Origin of the sequence: Pseudomonas sp. NPDC088368, from assembly GCF_044753445.1 — a bacterium.
Taxonomy (GTDB): Bacteria; Pseudomonadota; Gammaproteobacteria; order Pseudomonadales; family Pseudomonadaceae; genus Aquipseudomonas; species Aquipseudomonas bambusae.
Window position 1 is genome coordinate 90,341 of record NZ_JBIVNG010000017.1, and the last position, 16,209, is coordinate 106,549.

Sequence of the window (16,209 nt, forward strand, 5' to 3'; positions counted from 1 at the left end):
GGTCAGGTTTCGCCGAGTTTAGCGGCCAAAGGAACCCTGATCTACGCTCACAGTCGCATGATCACACCACGACGACGCTCGGCGGCGCGGTGTACGCAACGGCAGTAGCACAAGGAGCTTGCATGCCCGCTCAACCCTCGGTTCTTCACACTGGCCTAACGGCCCTCGCGCTCGGCATGTGCCTGGCGCTGCTGTCTGGCTGCGGCAAGGAAAAGCCCAAAGACCCCGTGCTGCCGCGCGTGCAGGTTCAACAGGTCAAAACCGCCGAGTTCGCGGCGGCCGTCGCGCTGACGGGCGATATCCAGGCGCGGGTGCAAACCCAACTGTCATTCCGCGTCGGCGGCAAGATCATTCAGCGCATGGTCGATGTGGGCGACCGTATTACGGCCAAGCAGGTACTCGCCAAGCTCGACCCCAAGGATTTGCAGACCAATGTCGATTCGGCCAACGCTGCTGTAGCTGCCGAGCAGGCGCGCGTGAAACAGACCGCCGCCGCGTTCGTGCGTCAGGAAAAGCTGCTGCCGAAAGGCTACACCAGCAAAAGCGAATACGACTCCGCGCAAGCCCAACTGCGTGGCAGCCAGAGCGCCTTGAAGGCCGCTCAGGCGCAGTTGGCCAACGCGCGCGAACAACTGGGCTACACGTCGTTGATCGCCGATGCGCCGGGCATCATCACGGCACGTCAGGCCGAGGTGGGTCAGGTGGTGCAGGCGACCATGCCGATCTTCAGCCAGGCTCGGGATGGCGAACGCGACGCTGTGTTCAACGTCTACGAGTCGTTGTTCGTCAACCCGCCAACGGATCAGCCGGTCGAAGTCACGCTGCTGGATAACCCGCAAATCAAGGCCACCGGGAAGGTGCGCGAAGTCACCCCAGCGGTCTCGGCGCAGACCGGCACGCTGCAAGTGAAGATCGCACTGGAGACTTTGCCTCAAGGCATGCAGCTCGGCTCTGTGGTCAGCGCCGCGTTATCGGTGCCTGCGAAACAGAGCGTCGAACTGCCATGGTCGGCGCTCACGAAAGGGCTGGGGGATCAACTCGGCCAACCTGCCGTTTGGGTGGTCGATGACCAGAACAAAGTCAGCCTGCGCGGCGTGACGGTCGGGCGTTACCTGACGGGCAAAGTCATCATCATCGACGGTTTGAAGAACGACGAAAAAGTCGTGGTCGCCGGCAATCAACTGCTGCACCCGGACATGAAGGTCGAACTGGCTGACGTCTACAAGAGCCCGACAGGAGCACCGCAATGAAGCGCCTGACGGGAGTGACGTTGATGGCATTGCTCATCAGCGCGTGCAGCAAGGAAGAGCCACCACCGGAGCCGGTGCGCCCAGTGTTGTTCGTCGAGGTGAAACCTCAGGCGGAGGAAAGCCTGGGACGTTTCGCCGGGAACATCGCCGCGCGTTATGAAAGCACCCTCGGTTTCCGCGTCTCGGGCCGCATCGCCCAGCGCAGTGTCGATGTGGGCGCCGAGGTGAAGAAGGGTGACATGCTCGCCGTACTCGACCCGACCGACCAGCAGAATCAGGTGCGTTCCACCCAGGGCGATCTGGCCCGCGTCGAAGCGCAGTTGATCAATGCCCAGGCCAATGCGCGGCGTCAGCAGGAGCTGTTCGACCGAGGCGTCGGCGCGCAGGCGGCGCTGGATGTCGCAGTGACCGACCTCAAAACCTCACAGTCTTCCTTCGATCAGTCCAAGGCTGCGTTGCAACAGGCCAAGGACCAATTGAGCTACAGCGAGTTGCGCACCGATCACGACGCCGTCGTGACCCAATGGAAAGTCGAAGCGGGTCAAGTGGTCAGCGCGGGCGAGCAAGTGGTGACGCTGGCGCGTCCGGACATCAAGGAAGCGGTGATCGACCTGCCGGGACCGCTGGCTGAACAGTTGCCCAAAGACGTGGTGTTCAAAGTCGCCAGCCAACTGGAACCAGACATCAATACCACGGCCACCCTGCGTGAACTCGAACCGCAAGCTGAAAGCACGACGCGTACCCGTCGCGCCCGCCTGACGCTGGCCGACACGCCGCCGTCATTCCGGTTGGGCACGGCGATCAGCGTGACCCTCAGTTCGGCCATCGAGCCGCGCATCGAATTGCCGCTCACGGCGTTGCAGGAGGTCGACGGCAAGCAGCAGATCTGGATCGTCGACACGCAGAACCAGACCGTGTCGCCGCGCCCGGTGCAGGTCGTCAGCCGCGACACCGACAGCGTGGTGCTGGCCGGTGGTGTGAAGGGTGGCGAGCGCGTAGTGACTGCCGGAGTGAACAGCCTCAAACCGGGGCAGAAAGTCAAAGTCGATAAGGACAGCCCACGATGAAAGGGAAGTTCAACCTCTCCGATTGGGCGCTCAAGCATCAGTCTTTTGTCTGGTACCTGATGTTCGTCGGCTTGCTGATGGGCGTGTTTTCGTACATGAACCTGGGCCGCGAGGAAGACCCCTCGTTCACCATCAAAACCATGGTCATCCAGACCCGCTGGCCGGGCGCGACGGTGGACGAAACCCTGGAGCAAGTCACCGACCGCATCGAGAAAAAACTCGAAGAGCTCGACTCCCTCGACTACGTGAAAAGCTACACCCGACCGGGCGAGTCCACGGTGTTCGTTTACCTGCGGGACACTACCAGCGCGGCCGCAATTCCTGAGATCTGGTACCAGGTCCGCAAGAAGATCGACGACATTCGCGGGACCTTCCCTCAAGGCCTGCAAGGGCCCGCGTTCAACGACGAGTTCGGTGACGTCTACGGCTCGATCTACGCGTTTACCGCCGACGGCCTGACAATGCGCCAGCTGCGCGACTACGTCGAACAGGTCCGCGTGCAAATCCGCGATGTGCCGGGGCTGGGCAAGGTCGAGATGATCGGCCAGCAGGACGAAGTGCTGTACTTGAATTTCTCCACCCGCAAACTGGCGGCGCTGGGGCTGGATCAGCGCCAGGTCGTGCAAAGCCTGCAATCGCAGAACACCGTGACGCCTGCGGGGGTGATCGAGGCTGGGCCTGAGCGCATTTCGGTGCGCACGTCTGGCCAGTTCGCCTCCGAGAAGGATCTGGAAACGGTCAACTTGCGCCTCAACGACCGCTTCTATCGCCTGACCGATATCGCCGACATCAGCCGTGGCTACGTCGATCCGCCCAAGCCGCTGTTTCGCTACAACGGCAAGCCGGCCATCGGCCTCGCAATTGCGATGAAAAAAGGCGGCAACGTTCAAGAGTTCGGCAAAGACCTGCACGCGCGGATGGAGGCGGCGACTGCCGACCTGCCCATCGGCGTGGGCGTGAACAACGTGTCAGATCAGGCGCAGGTGGTTGAAAAAGCCGTCGGTGGTTTCACCAGCGCGCTGTTCGAGGCGGTGGTGATCGTGCTAATCGTCAGCTTCATCAGCCTTGGTATGCGCGCCGGATTGGTGGTGGCGTGCTCGATCCCGCTGGTGCTGGCGATGGTCTTCGTGTTCATGGAATACAGCGGCATCACCATGCAACGGATTTCGCTGGGCGCGCTGATCATCGCCCTCGGCTTGCTGGTGGACGACGCCATGATCACGGTCGAGATGATGGTCTCGCGGCTGGAAATGGGTGACTCCAAAGAGCAGGCGGCCACATTCGCCTACACCTCCACCGCGTTCCCGATGCTCACCGGCACGCTGGTGACGGTGGCCGGTTTCGTGCCCATCGGCCTCAACGCCAGTTCGGCGGGGGAATACACCTTCACGCTGTTCGCGGTGATTGCCGTGGCGATGCTGGTGTCGTGGGTCGTGGCGGTGCTGTTCGCGCCGGTCATTGGTGTACACATTCTCAGCGAGAAGGTGAAAAAGAAAGACGAACACCACAAGCCGGGCCGCATCGCCCGAGCCTTCAACAGCTCGATGTTCTGGGCCATGCGGCATCGCTGGCTGACGATCATCGTCACGGTGCTGCTGTTCGCGACCTCGGTGTTTTGCATGCGCTTTGTGCAGAACCAGTTCTTCCCGTCCTCTGACCGACCGGAAATCCTCGTCGACCTCAATTTGCCGCAGAACGCCTCGATCAACGAGACGCGCAAGGCTGTGGACAAACTGGAAGCGAGCCTCAAAGACGATCCGGACATCGTGCGCTGGAGCACCTACATCGGGCAGGGTGCGGTGCGTTTCTACCTGCCGTTGGACCAGCAACTGGAAAACCCGTATTACGCGCAATTGGTGATCGTCAGCAAAGGCCTGGAAGAGCGCGCCGGGCTGATGGACCGCCTGAAAAAACGCCTGCGTGATGAGTTCGTCGGCATTGGCACCTACGTGCAGCCGCTGGAAATGGGCCCGCCAGTGGGGCGTCCGATTCAGTACCGGGTCAGCGGCGATAACATCGACAAAGTGCGCCAGCACGCGATTGACCTCGCGACGCTGCTCGACAAGAACCAGCACATCGGGGAAATGATTTACGACTGGAACGAGCCGGGCAAGGTCCTGCGCATCGACATCAATCAGGACAAGGCACGGCAACTCGGGCTGTCGTCGGAAGACGTCGCCCAGCTGATGAACAGCATCGTGACCGGTTCGGCCGTGACCCAGGTGCGCGACGACATTTACCTGATCAACGTGGTCGGGCGCGCTGTGGACGCCGAGCGGGGTTCGCCGGAGACCCTGCAAAACCTGCAGATCGTCACGCCGCAAGGCACGTCGATTCCGTTGCTGGCGTTCGCCAATGTTCGGTATGAGCTGGAGCAGCCGCTGGTCTGGCGCCGAGACCGCAAGCCGACCATCACTCTCAAGGCCGCTGTGCGTGACGAGATGCAGCCGACCGATCTGGTAAAAGAGTTGAAGCCCGAAATCGACAAGTTCGCCTCGGCGCTGCCGCCGGGCTATAAGATCGCCACGGGCGGTACGGTGGAAGAGAGCGGCAAGGCTCAAGGGCCGATTGCCAAGGTCGTGCCGCTGATGATCTTCCTCATGGCGACCTTCTTGATGATCCAGCTGCACAGTGTGCAGAAGATGTTCCTGGTGGCGAGTGTCGCGCCGCTTGGGTTGATCGGCGTGGTGCTGGCGCTGGTGCCGACCGGCACGCCCATGGGCTTCGTGGCGATCCTCGGGATTCTGGCGCTGATCGGCATCATCATCCGCAACTCGGTGATTCTGGTGACGCAAATCCACGAATACGAAGTCGCCGGTTACCTGCCGTGGGACGCTGTGGCCGAAGCCACCGAGCATCGACGGCGCCCGATTCTGTTGACGGCCGCGGCGGCGAGTCTGGGCATGATTCCGATTGCCCGCGAGGTGTTCTGGGGGCCCATGGCCTACGCGATGATCGGCGGGATCATCATCGCGACGCTGCTCACGCTGTTGTTCCTGCCTGCGCTGTACGTGGCCTGGTACAAGATCAAAGAGCCGACGCAGGAACAGCGGGATAAATCCGAACAGGAGAAAAAACGCAGAGCCGAGGGCCACGGCGCGGACGATGAAAACGAAGACGAAGAGGGTGAGCCCGCACCTACACGCTAAGTCTCATCGGCCTACGTTGCCGTGGGAAACGTCTGAACGACGTTTGTAGGCTCCCTGAGTACGGTCGACAGCCTTGATCACTCAGTGGGTTGTCGTCATGTCCGGTTTCATTTTGCGTGCCGTGGGAGTGCTGTGTGCGTTCGTTTGCGGGTCTGTTGTCGCTAGTGAAACGTTGGAAAATGAATTCTGGCGGGTCGAGCTTGAGCCGAAGACGCTGGCGATCAGGGTGCATCCCATTGGCCAATCGGCGGTTCATGTGTCGTCGGGCGTTGCGTTGCATGCCGTCGGTCACATCGAACGGACTTCGGATCGCCTGAATTGGCAATGGGATGACGGTGCCTGGGCGCTTGAGGCTCGTCTCGAACGGCGCGAATTGCTGCTGACTGTCAAAGCCCGCGAAGCTGGAACACTGACGTTCCTCAACCAACCCGCCAACGCGATGGGCCGCGCCTTGATCTGGCCACTTGCCGAGGGGCATTACGTGCCTCGCGGTCACGGGGTGTGGCAGCGGTTTCTGGCCGAGCAAGGGCCGCTCAATACCACGCAGGACCTGAGCCTGCCGCTGTGGGGCATGGACCACGGCGCGTTCAGCCTCACGTGGTTGATGACGCAACCGTTCAATAATCGGCTGACACTCAAGGCTCAGGGCGACGGGCTGGCGTTGACTGCGGCTCACGAATTCACGTCCCTCGATCCCCATGCGCCCCTGACTTTTCGCCTTTACCTTGGGGATTCAGATCCGCTGGCGGGTGCGCGTCGCTACCGGCAATGGCTGATCGACAGTGGCGCCTATCAGACACTCGACGAGAAACTCGCCAAAACCCCCGAAGCCCGCAAATTGATCGGGGCGGCCCATGCGTACCTATGGGGCAATGATTTGCTGGGGTTGAAAGATGTTCGATCCTGGTCGCGGCTGATCGACGCGCTGAACTCTTCTGCACCGCTCGCCGTACGTTTCAAAAGGCTCATGAATGCGGAGGCGCGCGCGATGCTTGACCCTTCGCGTCCGCCGCTGCAGCGCTGGGAGCAAGTCGTGGTGTTACGCGATTTGAACGGGGCGTTCAACACGGCGGCTCGCGCACGTTGGCGCACAGGTGCTCAACCAGACATGGACGTTCTGGCGTCGAGTTACGGTGAGTTGCGAACTGAAATCGCGCGGTTTTTTGGGGATGCACTGACGGGTGATCCCTCGCGTTGGGGCGGCACACTGACGGCGAAGACCATTGAATCGTTGCAGGCGGCCGGTCTCACCCGATTGTGGCTTGGGCTGGGCGACGGCTGGGAAGGCGGGCTGTGGCATCCCGAAGCGGTGCGTGCAGCCGTGAAGGCCGGCTACCTGATTTCCCCCTACGACTCGTACGAAACGGCGCTGTCCGACAGCGAAAACCCGGACTGGACCACCGCACACCTGGGCAGCGACGCGCACCGCGACTGCGGCATCGTATTGAAGAACGGCACAGCGAAGAGCGGCTTTCAGCAGGCCGGGCATTACACCGATCCTCGTTGCGTCAGGCCATTGCTCGAAGCCCGTGTTCGGGCCGTGCGCGGGGTCGCCGGTTTCAACAGCTGGTTTCTCGACGCCTACGCCACGGGCATGGTCTTCGACAGCTACCGCTCTGGTGCGACCTTGACCCAATCACAGAATGCCGCTGCAAACGAAGACGCAGCGCGTTGGGTGGGCGAGTCTCAGGGGCTGGTCGTGGGCTCAGAAGACGGCCATGCCAGCACCTCGCAGGGCATCTTCTTCGCCCACGGCATGCAGACCCCGGTGATCGGTTGGGGCGATGCGGACATGAGCACGCTCGCTCAATCGCCCTGGTTCGTGGGCAATTGGTATCCCCCGGAAAAACCTGCCGTGTTCTTCAAATCCGTGCCCATCAAAGAGCGCTATCGCGCCGTGCATTTCGACCCGACGACACGCCTTCCGCTGTACCAGGCAGTGTTCCACGGCTCGGTCATCACGACCCATCATTGGCTGTTCGACAGCTTGAAACTGAACAACGTCAGGGCGGAGAACGAGCTGACTCAACTGCTCTACAACGTGCCGCCGTTGTACCACCTGAGCCAGGACACGCTTCAGGCCCGGTTGAAGATCATTCAAAAGCAGGACGCTTTCTTTCGCCCACTGCATGAGCGATTGGCGACACAGGCCATGATCGGATTCGAGTGGCTGACGGCTGACCGGTTGGTGCAACAGACCACGTTCAACGACGGCACGCGGCTGGTGGCGAATTTTGATGAAAGGGTGCGAGAGGTGGGCGGGCGTTCGTTTGCCCGGCAGAGTCTTACTGCGTTTGGACAGGGAGGTGACGTGACGATTTACCAATCGGCTCCGAAGTGAGCACAAGATGTTCTGTCACCGCGCTAACCCTGTAGGAGCGAATTCATTCGCGAGGGGCCAGTACAACCGACCTCTATGTGTCGGCATTACCACCGATTCGCGAATGAATTCGCTCCCACAGGTCTGTCATTTGCCGTGAGGTCGGTGGTGCTTCAAACCCTACGCCACACACTCGCCAACCACGGCTGCTGCTCCCTCGGCAGCCCTTCCGGCCGGTAATAATGCTCGACCTCTACGAACCCCGCTTCGGCCAGCAGCGCGCTCCAGGATTCAAGATCATGGAACGAGCCATACCGCTCGCCCTTCCAGCCTTCCTGATTGTTGCCCCGAGGGTTGGAGCTGAACAGCACGCCGCCCGGTTTCAAGGCATCGCGCAGCTCGCTCAGGACACGCGGCAATTCCTGACGGGGCACGTGGAAGAGAGAGGCGTTGGCGAAAATGCCGTCGAAGCGCTCGGCGGGCAGATCCAATTCGAGAAAGTTCTGGTGGAAGACTTCACAGCCACTGTCGACACGGGCCATGTCGGCGAAACGTTCCGAGCCGTCCAGCCCGGTGGCTACGTGACCCAAGGCGGTAAACGTGCGCAGATCCCGCCCCGGCCCGCAGCCAAAGTCGAGAATCTGAAACGGCGCAACGCCCTGGATATTCCGCAACAACGCGTCGATGTTCTGGCTGACATCATGATCCCGCGTGCCCTCACGAAACCCCTCGGCCACATCGTTGTAATTGCCCAGCGTGGTGGCGGTGATCTGAGCGAGGTCCTGCGGGTCGAGTTTCATGGGATCGGATTCTGAGCGGAGGAAGCGGCCAATATACCCTTGCTCACGCTCTCCGCAATCCTGCACATCGCCGCCGTTGGGCACGCCCCGATCCCGCTTCTGCCGAAGGCGTGGGAGTTGGCTTGCCTACGATCGGCACGGGGTCGCGTCCGACCGCAGCAGTCGTCAATCCGGTGAATGCGGTGTACCTGACACAACCGAGGTGTCTGGTTTTACTGCCGCTGCGCGCCAGATCGTCTGATCGCAGCCCGGAGCAAGCAACGCTCCTACGGCCTTCGGCCAGAATCAGAAGCGTTGACCGCGCCGCAGTCCCGATTCTGCCGAAGGCGTGGGAGTTGGCTTGCCTACGATCTGCTGCGTAGCAGTAGTAAAACCTGGCGACTCGGTATGCCTGATACACCACACGCGCCGACTTTACTGCCGCTCCGCGTCAGATCGCAGGCAAGCCAGCTCCCACGGCCTGCGGCCAGATTCAAAGGCGGGGTGCCAGGTTCCAGTCAGACCCAGGGTCAGAATCAAAAGCGTATCGAGACCGACCGCCAACGAGCTGCACGCGCCTCATCACCGCTTATTCAACCGCAACGCCAACCGATCCCCGCCCAGTTGAATCACCGCCACCAATACCACCAGCAGCACGATCACGGTCAGCATTACTTGCGTATCGAACCGCTGATACCCGTAGCGGTAGGCGATGTCGCCGAGGCCGCCTGCGCCAATCGCGCCGGCCATGGCTGAGGAGTTGATCATGGTGACGAGGGTGATGGTGAAGCCGCCGACGATCCCCGGCAGGGATTCAGGCAGCAGAACATGCCAGACGATGTGCCAGCGGCGGCAGCCCATGGCTTGCGCCGCTTCGATCAGGCCGTGGTCGACTTCGCGCAGACTGACTTCCGCGATACGGGCGAAGAACGGTGTGGCGGCGATGGTCAGCGGCACCACGGCGGCCCAGACGCCATAGGTCGTGCCAACGATCAGGCGCGTGAAAGGGATCAGCGCGACCATCAGAATCAGGAACGGCACCGAGCGAAAGATGTTCACGAACGCGCCCAGCACGCGATTCACGTTGGGCGCTTCGAAGATCCCGCCTTTGCCGCTGGTGACCAGAATCACCGCCAGCGGAACACCCAGCAGCAGCGCAATCAGTGAAGAGACGCCGACCATGAGAAACGTGTCGAGCGTGCCTTGCCACAAGCGTTCAAACCACATAACCCAGTACCTTTGCGTGTTGCGCCTGTTTGCGGGCGCGGATGAGCAGTTCTTCGACAGACAACGGCGAGTGGCTGATGGCGAGCAGCAAATGCCCCAGCGCACGTCCCTGAATGCGCTCGACGCCGCCGTGCAACAGGCTGACGCGACCGCCAAAGGCACTGAACAGCGCCGACAAGTCCGGTTCGCTGCCGTGGCTGCCGGTGAACTGCAAGTCCAGCACGACGCTCGCGTTTTTGTCTGTCGGCTGAGGCTGCAAGCGGGCCTGGAGATCATCGGGCAGCGCGTGTTGCAGCGGGGCCAACAGGGTTTTGCTCACCTCGTGTTGTGGATCGCCGAACACCTGCCAGACCGGGCCTTGCTCGACGAGCTGGCCTTTTTCCAGGACCACGACGCGGTCGCAGATTTCCCGGATCACGGCCATTTCGTGGGTAATGAGGATGATCGTGAGGCCCAGACGCTGATTGATCTCGCGCAACAGGCCGAGGATCGATTGCGTGGTTTCCGGATCGAGCGCCGAGGTGGCTTCGTCGCACAGCAGAATTTCCGGGTCATGAACCAGCGCGCGGGCGATCCCGACGCGCTGTTTCTGGCCGCCGGACAACTGCGCCGGGTAGGCGTTGTGCTTGTCTTGCAGGCCTACCAGTTCCAGCAATTCGGCGACCTTGCGCTGACGCTGCTCCTTGGGAACGCCCGCCACTTTCAGCGGCAGCTCGACGTTCTTCCAGACGGTCTTGGCTGACATCAGGTTGAAGTGCTGGAAGATCATGCCGATCCGTCGGCGCAGTTCCACCAGCTTGTCTTCATTGAAGGCGGCAATGTCGATCTGATCGATCAACACCCGGCCACTGCTGGGCTGTTCCAACCGGTTGATGGTGCGGATCAGCGACGACTTGCCCGCGCCGCTGCGTCCGATGATGCCGAACACCTCGCCGCGCTGGATATCCAGGTCGATGCCTTGCAGGGCCGCAATCGGGCCCTGCTGCCCTTCATACACCTTGCCCAGCTGGCTGAAGCGCACGTGGGCGTTGGCTTTTTCCGGGTGCAGACGCGCCTGTGCGGCGGAATGCGGCGTGAGCTCTTCCAGTGGCAGGGAGCGTTGCACGGTGGCGCTCATGGTCAGTTCTTCCAGCCAGGTTGATAGAGCGTGCCGTTGGCTTTATCCAGCGCGGCGCGGACGACAGGGGAGTGTTGGTAGATGTCGATGAACTTGGCCAGACGCGGGTCGTCCTTGTGGTCCGGCTTGATCACAAACTGAATCACGTATTCCGGGTGATCGAGGCCGTCGAACAGAATCGCCGAGGTGGCATCGAAGCTCTTCGCCGAGCGAATGTAGGCCGGGTAGCCCTGCACCAGATCGGCGTCGTCATAGGCGCGCACCAGTTGCACGGCTTCGACCTGGATCAGCTTGATCTTCTTCGGGTTGGTGAGGATGTCGTCTTCAGTGGCCTTGTAGCCCACGCCCGGTTTGAGGGTCAGCAGACCGGCCTTGGCCAGCAGTTGCAGACCGCGTCCGCCGTTGATCGGGTCGTTGGCGATGGCCACGGTGGCGCCAGTCGGCAGTTCATCGAAGCTTTTGTATTTCTTCGAGTACAGGCCGACGTTGTTGATGATCCCCGGCGCATAGGGCACCAGATCGAAGCCCGACGCGGCTTTGGCGTTTTCCAGAAACGGAATGTGCTGGAAGTAGTTCACGTCGATGTCGCCCGCATTGAGGCTGACGTTCGGCGCGATCCAGTCGGTGAACTCCACCAGTTCGACTTTCAGCCCTTGTTTTTCGGCTTCGGCGACAGCGGTTTCAAGGGGAATGGCGAAGGCAGCGGTGGTGCCGACTTTAAGCGGCTTGTCGGCTGCTTGGGTGAGGCTGGCAAACAGCCCGAGGGAAAGGGCCAGGGTGAGCAGGGTTTTTGTCATGTTGTGTTATCCGGTTCAATGTCGGTGTGGGATATATCGGGCTGTCGCAGATCCCCTGTGGGAGCGAATTCATTCGCGATGCGGGTGTTCAGGCGACGAATCTCCATCGGCTGTACCGCCCTTTCGCCGGAGTGCTGTCCAGAATGAATTCGCTCCCGCAGTTGGGGCATCGTTCGTCGTTAAGTCGGTGTCGCGTTATCGAGCGTGTTTGCTGCTCTGTATCCCGCGCCGGCGTGCCTCTCTGGCAACCGAGCATCCCCGTCGGCAAACAGCTTTTCGCGCAGGGTCCCGTGCTCGTAAGCGGTCTTGTACGAACCCCGCCGTTGCAGCTCGGGAATCACCAGATCGATGAAGTCCTCATAGCTCTCCGGAGTGACGATGCGGGTCAGGTTGAAGCCGTCGAGGCCGGTCTCGGCGATCCAGGATTCCAGCTCGTCCGCCACCTGCTCCGGCGAACCGATGACGTTGATGTAACGCCCGCCCAGCGCGTGCTGATCCAGCAGTTTTTTCCGGGTCCAGTCGTTGTTCTTGAGAATTTTGGTCGCCGATTGAATAGCGTTGCTTTTCACGTGCTGGATGGGTTCATCCAGTTCGTAATCGGCGAAATCAATGCCAGTCGATGCCGAAAAATGCGCAAGCCCTGCTTCGGCACTGGCGTACTTCAGGTACTCGGCATGCTTGGCGCGAGCGGCCTCTTCCGTCGCGCCGACGATGACGTTCAGGCCCATGAAAATCTTGATGTCGTCCGGATTGCGGCCGGCCGCCACGGCGCTCGCGCGCACTTTATCCACCTGCTCGCGGGTCGCCGGTTTGTTCTGGCCGCTGATGAATACGCACTCGGCGTTGCTGCCCGCAAACTGCAGGCCGCGATCCGAGCTGCCCGCCTGAAACAGCACCGGCGTGCGTTGTGGCGACGGCTCGCAAAGGTGATACCCCTCGACCTGATAAAACTCGCCGTGATGCCGCACGTAGTGGACTTTTTCCGGCTGCGCGTAGACCCGCGCTTCACGGTCTTCGATGACCGCGTCGTCCTCCCAACTGCCTTCCCAGAGCTTGTACAGCACGTCCAGGTATTCGTCGGCCTGGTCGTAGCGGCGGTCGTGTTCGATCTGCTCGCTCAGGCCCATGGCCTTGGCCGCGCTGTCCAGATAACCGGTGACGATGTTCCAGCCGACGCGGCCTCGGGTCAGGTGGTCGAGCGTGGACATGCGACGAGCGAAGAGATACGGCGCTTCGTACGTCAGGTTGGCGGTCAGGCCGAAGCCGAGGTTTTTCGTGACCGCTGCCATGGCCGACACCAGCAACAGCGGGTCGTTGACTGGCAGTTGAATCGACTCTTTCAGCGAGACATCAATGGACTTTTGGTACACGTCGTACACGCCGACGATGTCGGCGATAAATAGCCCGTCGAATAGCCCACGTTCCAGCAACTGCGCAAGATTCGTCCAGTATTCGATCGTCTTGTACTGGGTGGACGTGTCCCGAGGGTGCGTCCAGAAACCGTGGTTGATATGCCCGATGCAGTTCATGTTGAACGCGTTGAGCAGGATCTTTTTCTTGCTCATCAGATCGTCCCCCGGCGCGGCGGATTGACGTCGTTCAGGTAAAAGTTGCCGATGGCGTGGTACTTCCAGCGCACCGGGTCATGCAGCGTGTGAACCCGCGCGTTGCGCCAGTGACGATCAAGGCCATGCTCGGCCAGCGTCGATTGAGAACCGGCCAGTTCGAACAGCGTGCTGCCAGCGGCGAGCGAAATCTCGGTGCTGATGGCGCGGGCCTCGGCCACTGCAATCGACGCTTCGGCGACGTTCTGCGCACTGCTGTCGGCCCGGGCGCGATCCAGAAATTCGCCCGAGCGTTCGAGCAAGGCTTCAGCGGCGTGCAGGCGAATGCCGAGCTTGCCGAAGCTGTGCAGCGTCAATGGGTCATCCACGGCTTTTTCAATGCCGGAATCAATCCAGGGACGGGTGCGGGTCCGCACGAAATGCAAGGCGTCTTCATAGGCTGCGCGAGCGATCCCGGTGTCGATGGCGGCGTGAAGAATCTGCGCCAGCGGGCCGACAGTGGTCGGGCGTTCGAAGGCGGTCTGGAACGGCACTACGTCTTCATCGCTGACGTAAACGTTGTCGAACACCACCGAGCCGCTGCCCGTGGTGCGCTGACCGAAGCCGCTCCAGTCGTCGATGACGGTCAGCCCCTCAGTGTCGGCGGGAACAAATGCGAGCTGCTGAATGCCATCGTCATCGATCACCGACGTCGGAATGCGCTGGGCGTAGATCGCGCCGGTGGAGTAGAACTTCCGGCCATTGATACGCCAGCCTTTTCCGTCACGGCTCAGACGCGTGGTGCGGTCATGGGCGATACGGGTGCCGAGTTCCGCCAGCGCATTGCCAAAGCGCTGACCAGCGAGCACTTCGGCATACAGCCGCTTTTGCTGCTCAGGGCTGCCGTTCACGCGCAGCACTTCGAGGGCGTAAAAATGGTTCTGCGGGATCTGGCCCAGCGAGCCGTCGGCCGCCGAAATGATGCGAATGACTTCCGCCAGCGTGACGTACGAAACACCTGCGCCACCGAAGGCTTTGGGTACGCTGATGCCCCACAGGCCCGAGCGGGAGAACTGTTCGAGTTCCGCGTGGGGCAAGCGGCGTTCGCGATCACGCACGGCGCTCTCTTGTTTGAAACTCTCGGCCAGCGCGCGGGCGACAGCCAGTGCCTGGGCGTCATCTTCGATGATCGCGGTAACCGCCTGCGTATCACGCGGCAAGGATTGAAGACTCATATGTGTGCTTCCAGTTGTCTGGTTCAGATCCAGGAGTGGCGGGCAGGCAGGGTGCCGTTGAGGTTCCAGGCGCCGACGGCGTGGACTTTCCAGCGCACGGGATCGTGCAAGGTGTGAACGCGGGCGTTACGCCAGTGCCGGTCGAGGTTGAATTCGGCCAGGGTGGCGCGGCTGCCGGAAAGTTCGAATAGCTTCTCGCTGGCCTGAAGGGCGATCTCGGTGGTCAACACCTTGGCTTCGGCGACCACGATGGAGGCGCGGGCTGCGGATTGCGCGTCAATGGGCGCCGCGGCAATTTCATCGAGCACACGACCGGCCTTGTTCAGCAGCGCTTCGGCGGCGTGAAGTTCCAGCTTCAACTTGCCGATGTCGGCGATGACATACGGATCATCGCTGGCGCGTTCGACGTTCGCTTCAATCCACGGACGCGAACGTTCGCGCACGAAGCGGATGCTCTCGTCGATGGCTTCTCGGGCAATGCCAGCGTCGATGGCGGCTTGAATCAGTTGAGACACCGCGCCCTGAATGCTCGGCGCGAGGGCCAGCTTCCAGTTTTCGATCACCAGGTTGCCGCTGATTCGCACGTTGTCCAGCAGCACGCTGCCGCTGGCGGTCGTGCGCTGTCCGAAGCCGGACCAGTCGTCGATGATGTGCAGGCCTGGCGTGCCACGGGGCACGAACACCAGCACTTGCTTGCCGTCGTCGTTGATCGCTTTGACCGCGACCCAATGGGCGAACAGCGCGCCGGTCGAATAGAACTTGCGACCATTGAGCAAAAATTGATCACCGTCGGCGGTCAGGCGTGTTTTCACGTCGAGGGTGTTTTTAGTGCCGCGCTCCGGCCCGCCGTTGCCAATGCGTGCGCCGTTCAGGATGCTGTCGAACAGCACTTTCTTCTGTGCGTCGGTGGCGCTGCCGACCAGAGAATTGAGAATGCCGAAATGGTTTTGCGGGATCTGTCCCACAGCGGGATCGGCGGCGGACAGGATGGCGAACACCTGCGCCACCGTCGCGAATGACACTTGCGGCCCGCCATACGCACGGGGCACGGCAATGCTGCCGAGGCCACTGCGGGTGAAATGCTCGATTTCAGCCCACGGCAACTGGCGCTCTCGATCACGCGTAGCGGCAGTGGGACGTACGAACGCTGCGAGTTCATGGGCGGCGGCGATCGCTTCGGCGTCGTTGCGCAGCACCTTGGCAGGCAGCAGAGGGGGAGCGATGTCCAGGGGATGCTGGACAGAAAGTGCGTTCAGATCAGTCATGGTGTTGACCATTCTCAACGCGCAATGCCTTAGCGTTATGCACTGGGGCAATTGTGTACGTGACCATTGGAACCTCGATTCAAGACCGCAAGGGCGGCAGGGAAACTAGCGATGGTCCGGTGGTCCGGTGCATATACCCTAAGCGTGTATAAAAATTAAATAAACTTGCATTTAGGAATAAGCATAGAAGGCGAAGAGGGCCTGCGGACTGCTCGTCAGCGGGTCGGTCCAGACGAGGCAGGAATTGAAGACCAACAGGAGCGTGAAGTACTTGACGATATGTTTGCAGTGCATGGCGAACGTCTCGTAAAGGGTTTCCACGAGGCTAGCAGCGGGCAGCGGGGCGTCCCGGGCGGGGTTTGTAGGAAGGGTTATTCTGAGCTGTCGGACTTTTCGTAAGAGGCCTGGAGTTGCAGACCGGCTCACATTTCAGTCAGACCGCCATCCTGGAGGGCCGCC

The 16,209-nt window shown here is 61.3% G+C and carries 11 protein-coding genes; 4 read left to right on the forward strand and 7 right to left on the reverse strand.

Annotated features, from left to right (window positions below; all coding sequences use genetic code 11):
- Nucleotides 1–122: 122 nt before the first annotated feature.
- The 4 genes from ACIQAL_RS29455 (at nt 123) to ACIQAL_RS29470 (ending at nt 7,807) form a co-directional block, all read left to right on the forward strand.
- Nucleotides 123–1,250 carry an efflux RND transporter periplasmic adaptor subunit gene (locus ACIQAL_RS29455; RefSeq protein ID WP_401151766.1) on the forward strand — a complete coding sequence of 376 codons (1,128 nt, stop codon included), beginning with the start codon at nt 123–125 and terminating at the stop codon, nt 1,248–1,250.
- A complete protein-coding gene (locus ACIQAL_RS29460) occupies nt 1,247–2,317 on the forward strand; it encodes an efflux RND transporter periplasmic adaptor subunit (RefSeq protein ID WP_401151768.1) in 1,071 nt (356 codons plus the stop codon). The genes ACIQAL_RS29455 and ACIQAL_RS29460 overlap by 4 nt, the downstream gene beginning before the upstream one ends.
- On the forward strand, nt 2,314–5,466 hold the full coding sequence (locus tag ACIQAL_RS29465; RefSeq protein ID WP_401151771.1) for an efflux RND transporter permease subunit: 3,153 nt from the start codon (nt 2,314–2,316) through the stop codon (nt 5,464–5,466). The genes ACIQAL_RS29460 and ACIQAL_RS29465 overlap by 4 nt, the downstream gene beginning before the upstream one ends.
- Nucleotides 5,467–5,563: 97 nt before the next feature.
- Nucleotides 5,564–7,807, forward strand: a complete 2,244-nt coding sequence (locus ACIQAL_RS29470; RefSeq protein WP_401151773.1) for a glycoside hydrolase — start codon at nt 5,564–5,566, stop codon at nt 7,805–7,807.
- A gap of 152 nt (nt 7,808–7,959) precedes the next feature.
- On the opposite strand, the gene ACIQAL_RS29475 is transcribed toward ACIQAL_RS29470, so the two are convergent.
- The 7 genes from ACIQAL_RS29475 to ACIQAL_RS29505 form a co-directional block, all read right to left on the reverse strand.
- A complete protein-coding gene (locus ACIQAL_RS29475) occupies nt 7,960–8,586 on the reverse strand; it encodes a class I SAM-dependent methyltransferase (RefSeq protein WP_401151776.1) in 627 nt (208 codons plus the stop codon).
- A gap of 561 nt (nt 8,587–9,147) precedes the next feature.
- Nucleotides 9,148–9,792, reverse strand: a complete 645-nt coding sequence (locus ACIQAL_RS29480; protein WP_166595818.1) for a methionine ABC transporter permease — start codon at nt 9,790–9,792, stop codon at nt 9,148–9,150.
- On the reverse strand, nt 9,782–10,909 hold the full coding sequence (locus ACIQAL_RS29485; protein ID WP_401151779.1) for a methionine ABC transporter ATP-binding protein: 1,128 nt from the start codon (nt 10,907–10,909) through the stop codon (nt 9,782–9,784). The genes ACIQAL_RS29480 and ACIQAL_RS29485 overlap by 11 nt, the downstream gene beginning before the upstream one ends.
- Before the next feature lie 2 nt (nt 10,910–10,911).
- Nucleotides 10,912–11,706: a MetQ/NlpA family ABC transporter substrate-binding protein gene (locus ACIQAL_RS29490; RefSeq protein ID WP_401151782.1), complete on the reverse strand. Its 795-nt coding sequence runs from the start codon at nt 11,704–11,706 to the stop codon at nt 10,912–10,914.
- Between the two features lie 179 nt (nt 11,707–11,885).
- Nucleotides 11,886–13,271, reverse strand: coding sequence for an LLM class flavin-dependent oxidoreductase (locus tag ACIQAL_RS29495; RefSeq protein WP_401151784.1), 1,386 nt, complete (start codon nt 13,269–13,271; stop codon nt 11,886–11,888).
- Nucleotides 13,271–14,485, reverse strand: coding sequence for an SfnB family sulfur acquisition oxidoreductase (locus ACIQAL_RS29500; protein ID WP_401151786.1), 1,215 nt, complete (start codon nt 14,483–14,485; stop codon nt 13,271–13,273). The genes ACIQAL_RS29495 and ACIQAL_RS29500 overlap by 1 nt, the downstream gene beginning before the upstream one ends.
- 23 nt (nt 14,486–14,508) lie before the next feature.
- A complete protein-coding gene (locus tag ACIQAL_RS29505; protein ID WP_401151789.1) occupies nt 14,509–15,750 on the reverse strand; it encodes an SfnB family sulfur acquisition oxidoreductase in 1,242 nt (413 codons plus the stop codon).
- Between the last annotated feature and the right edge of the window lie 459 nt (nt 15,751–16,209).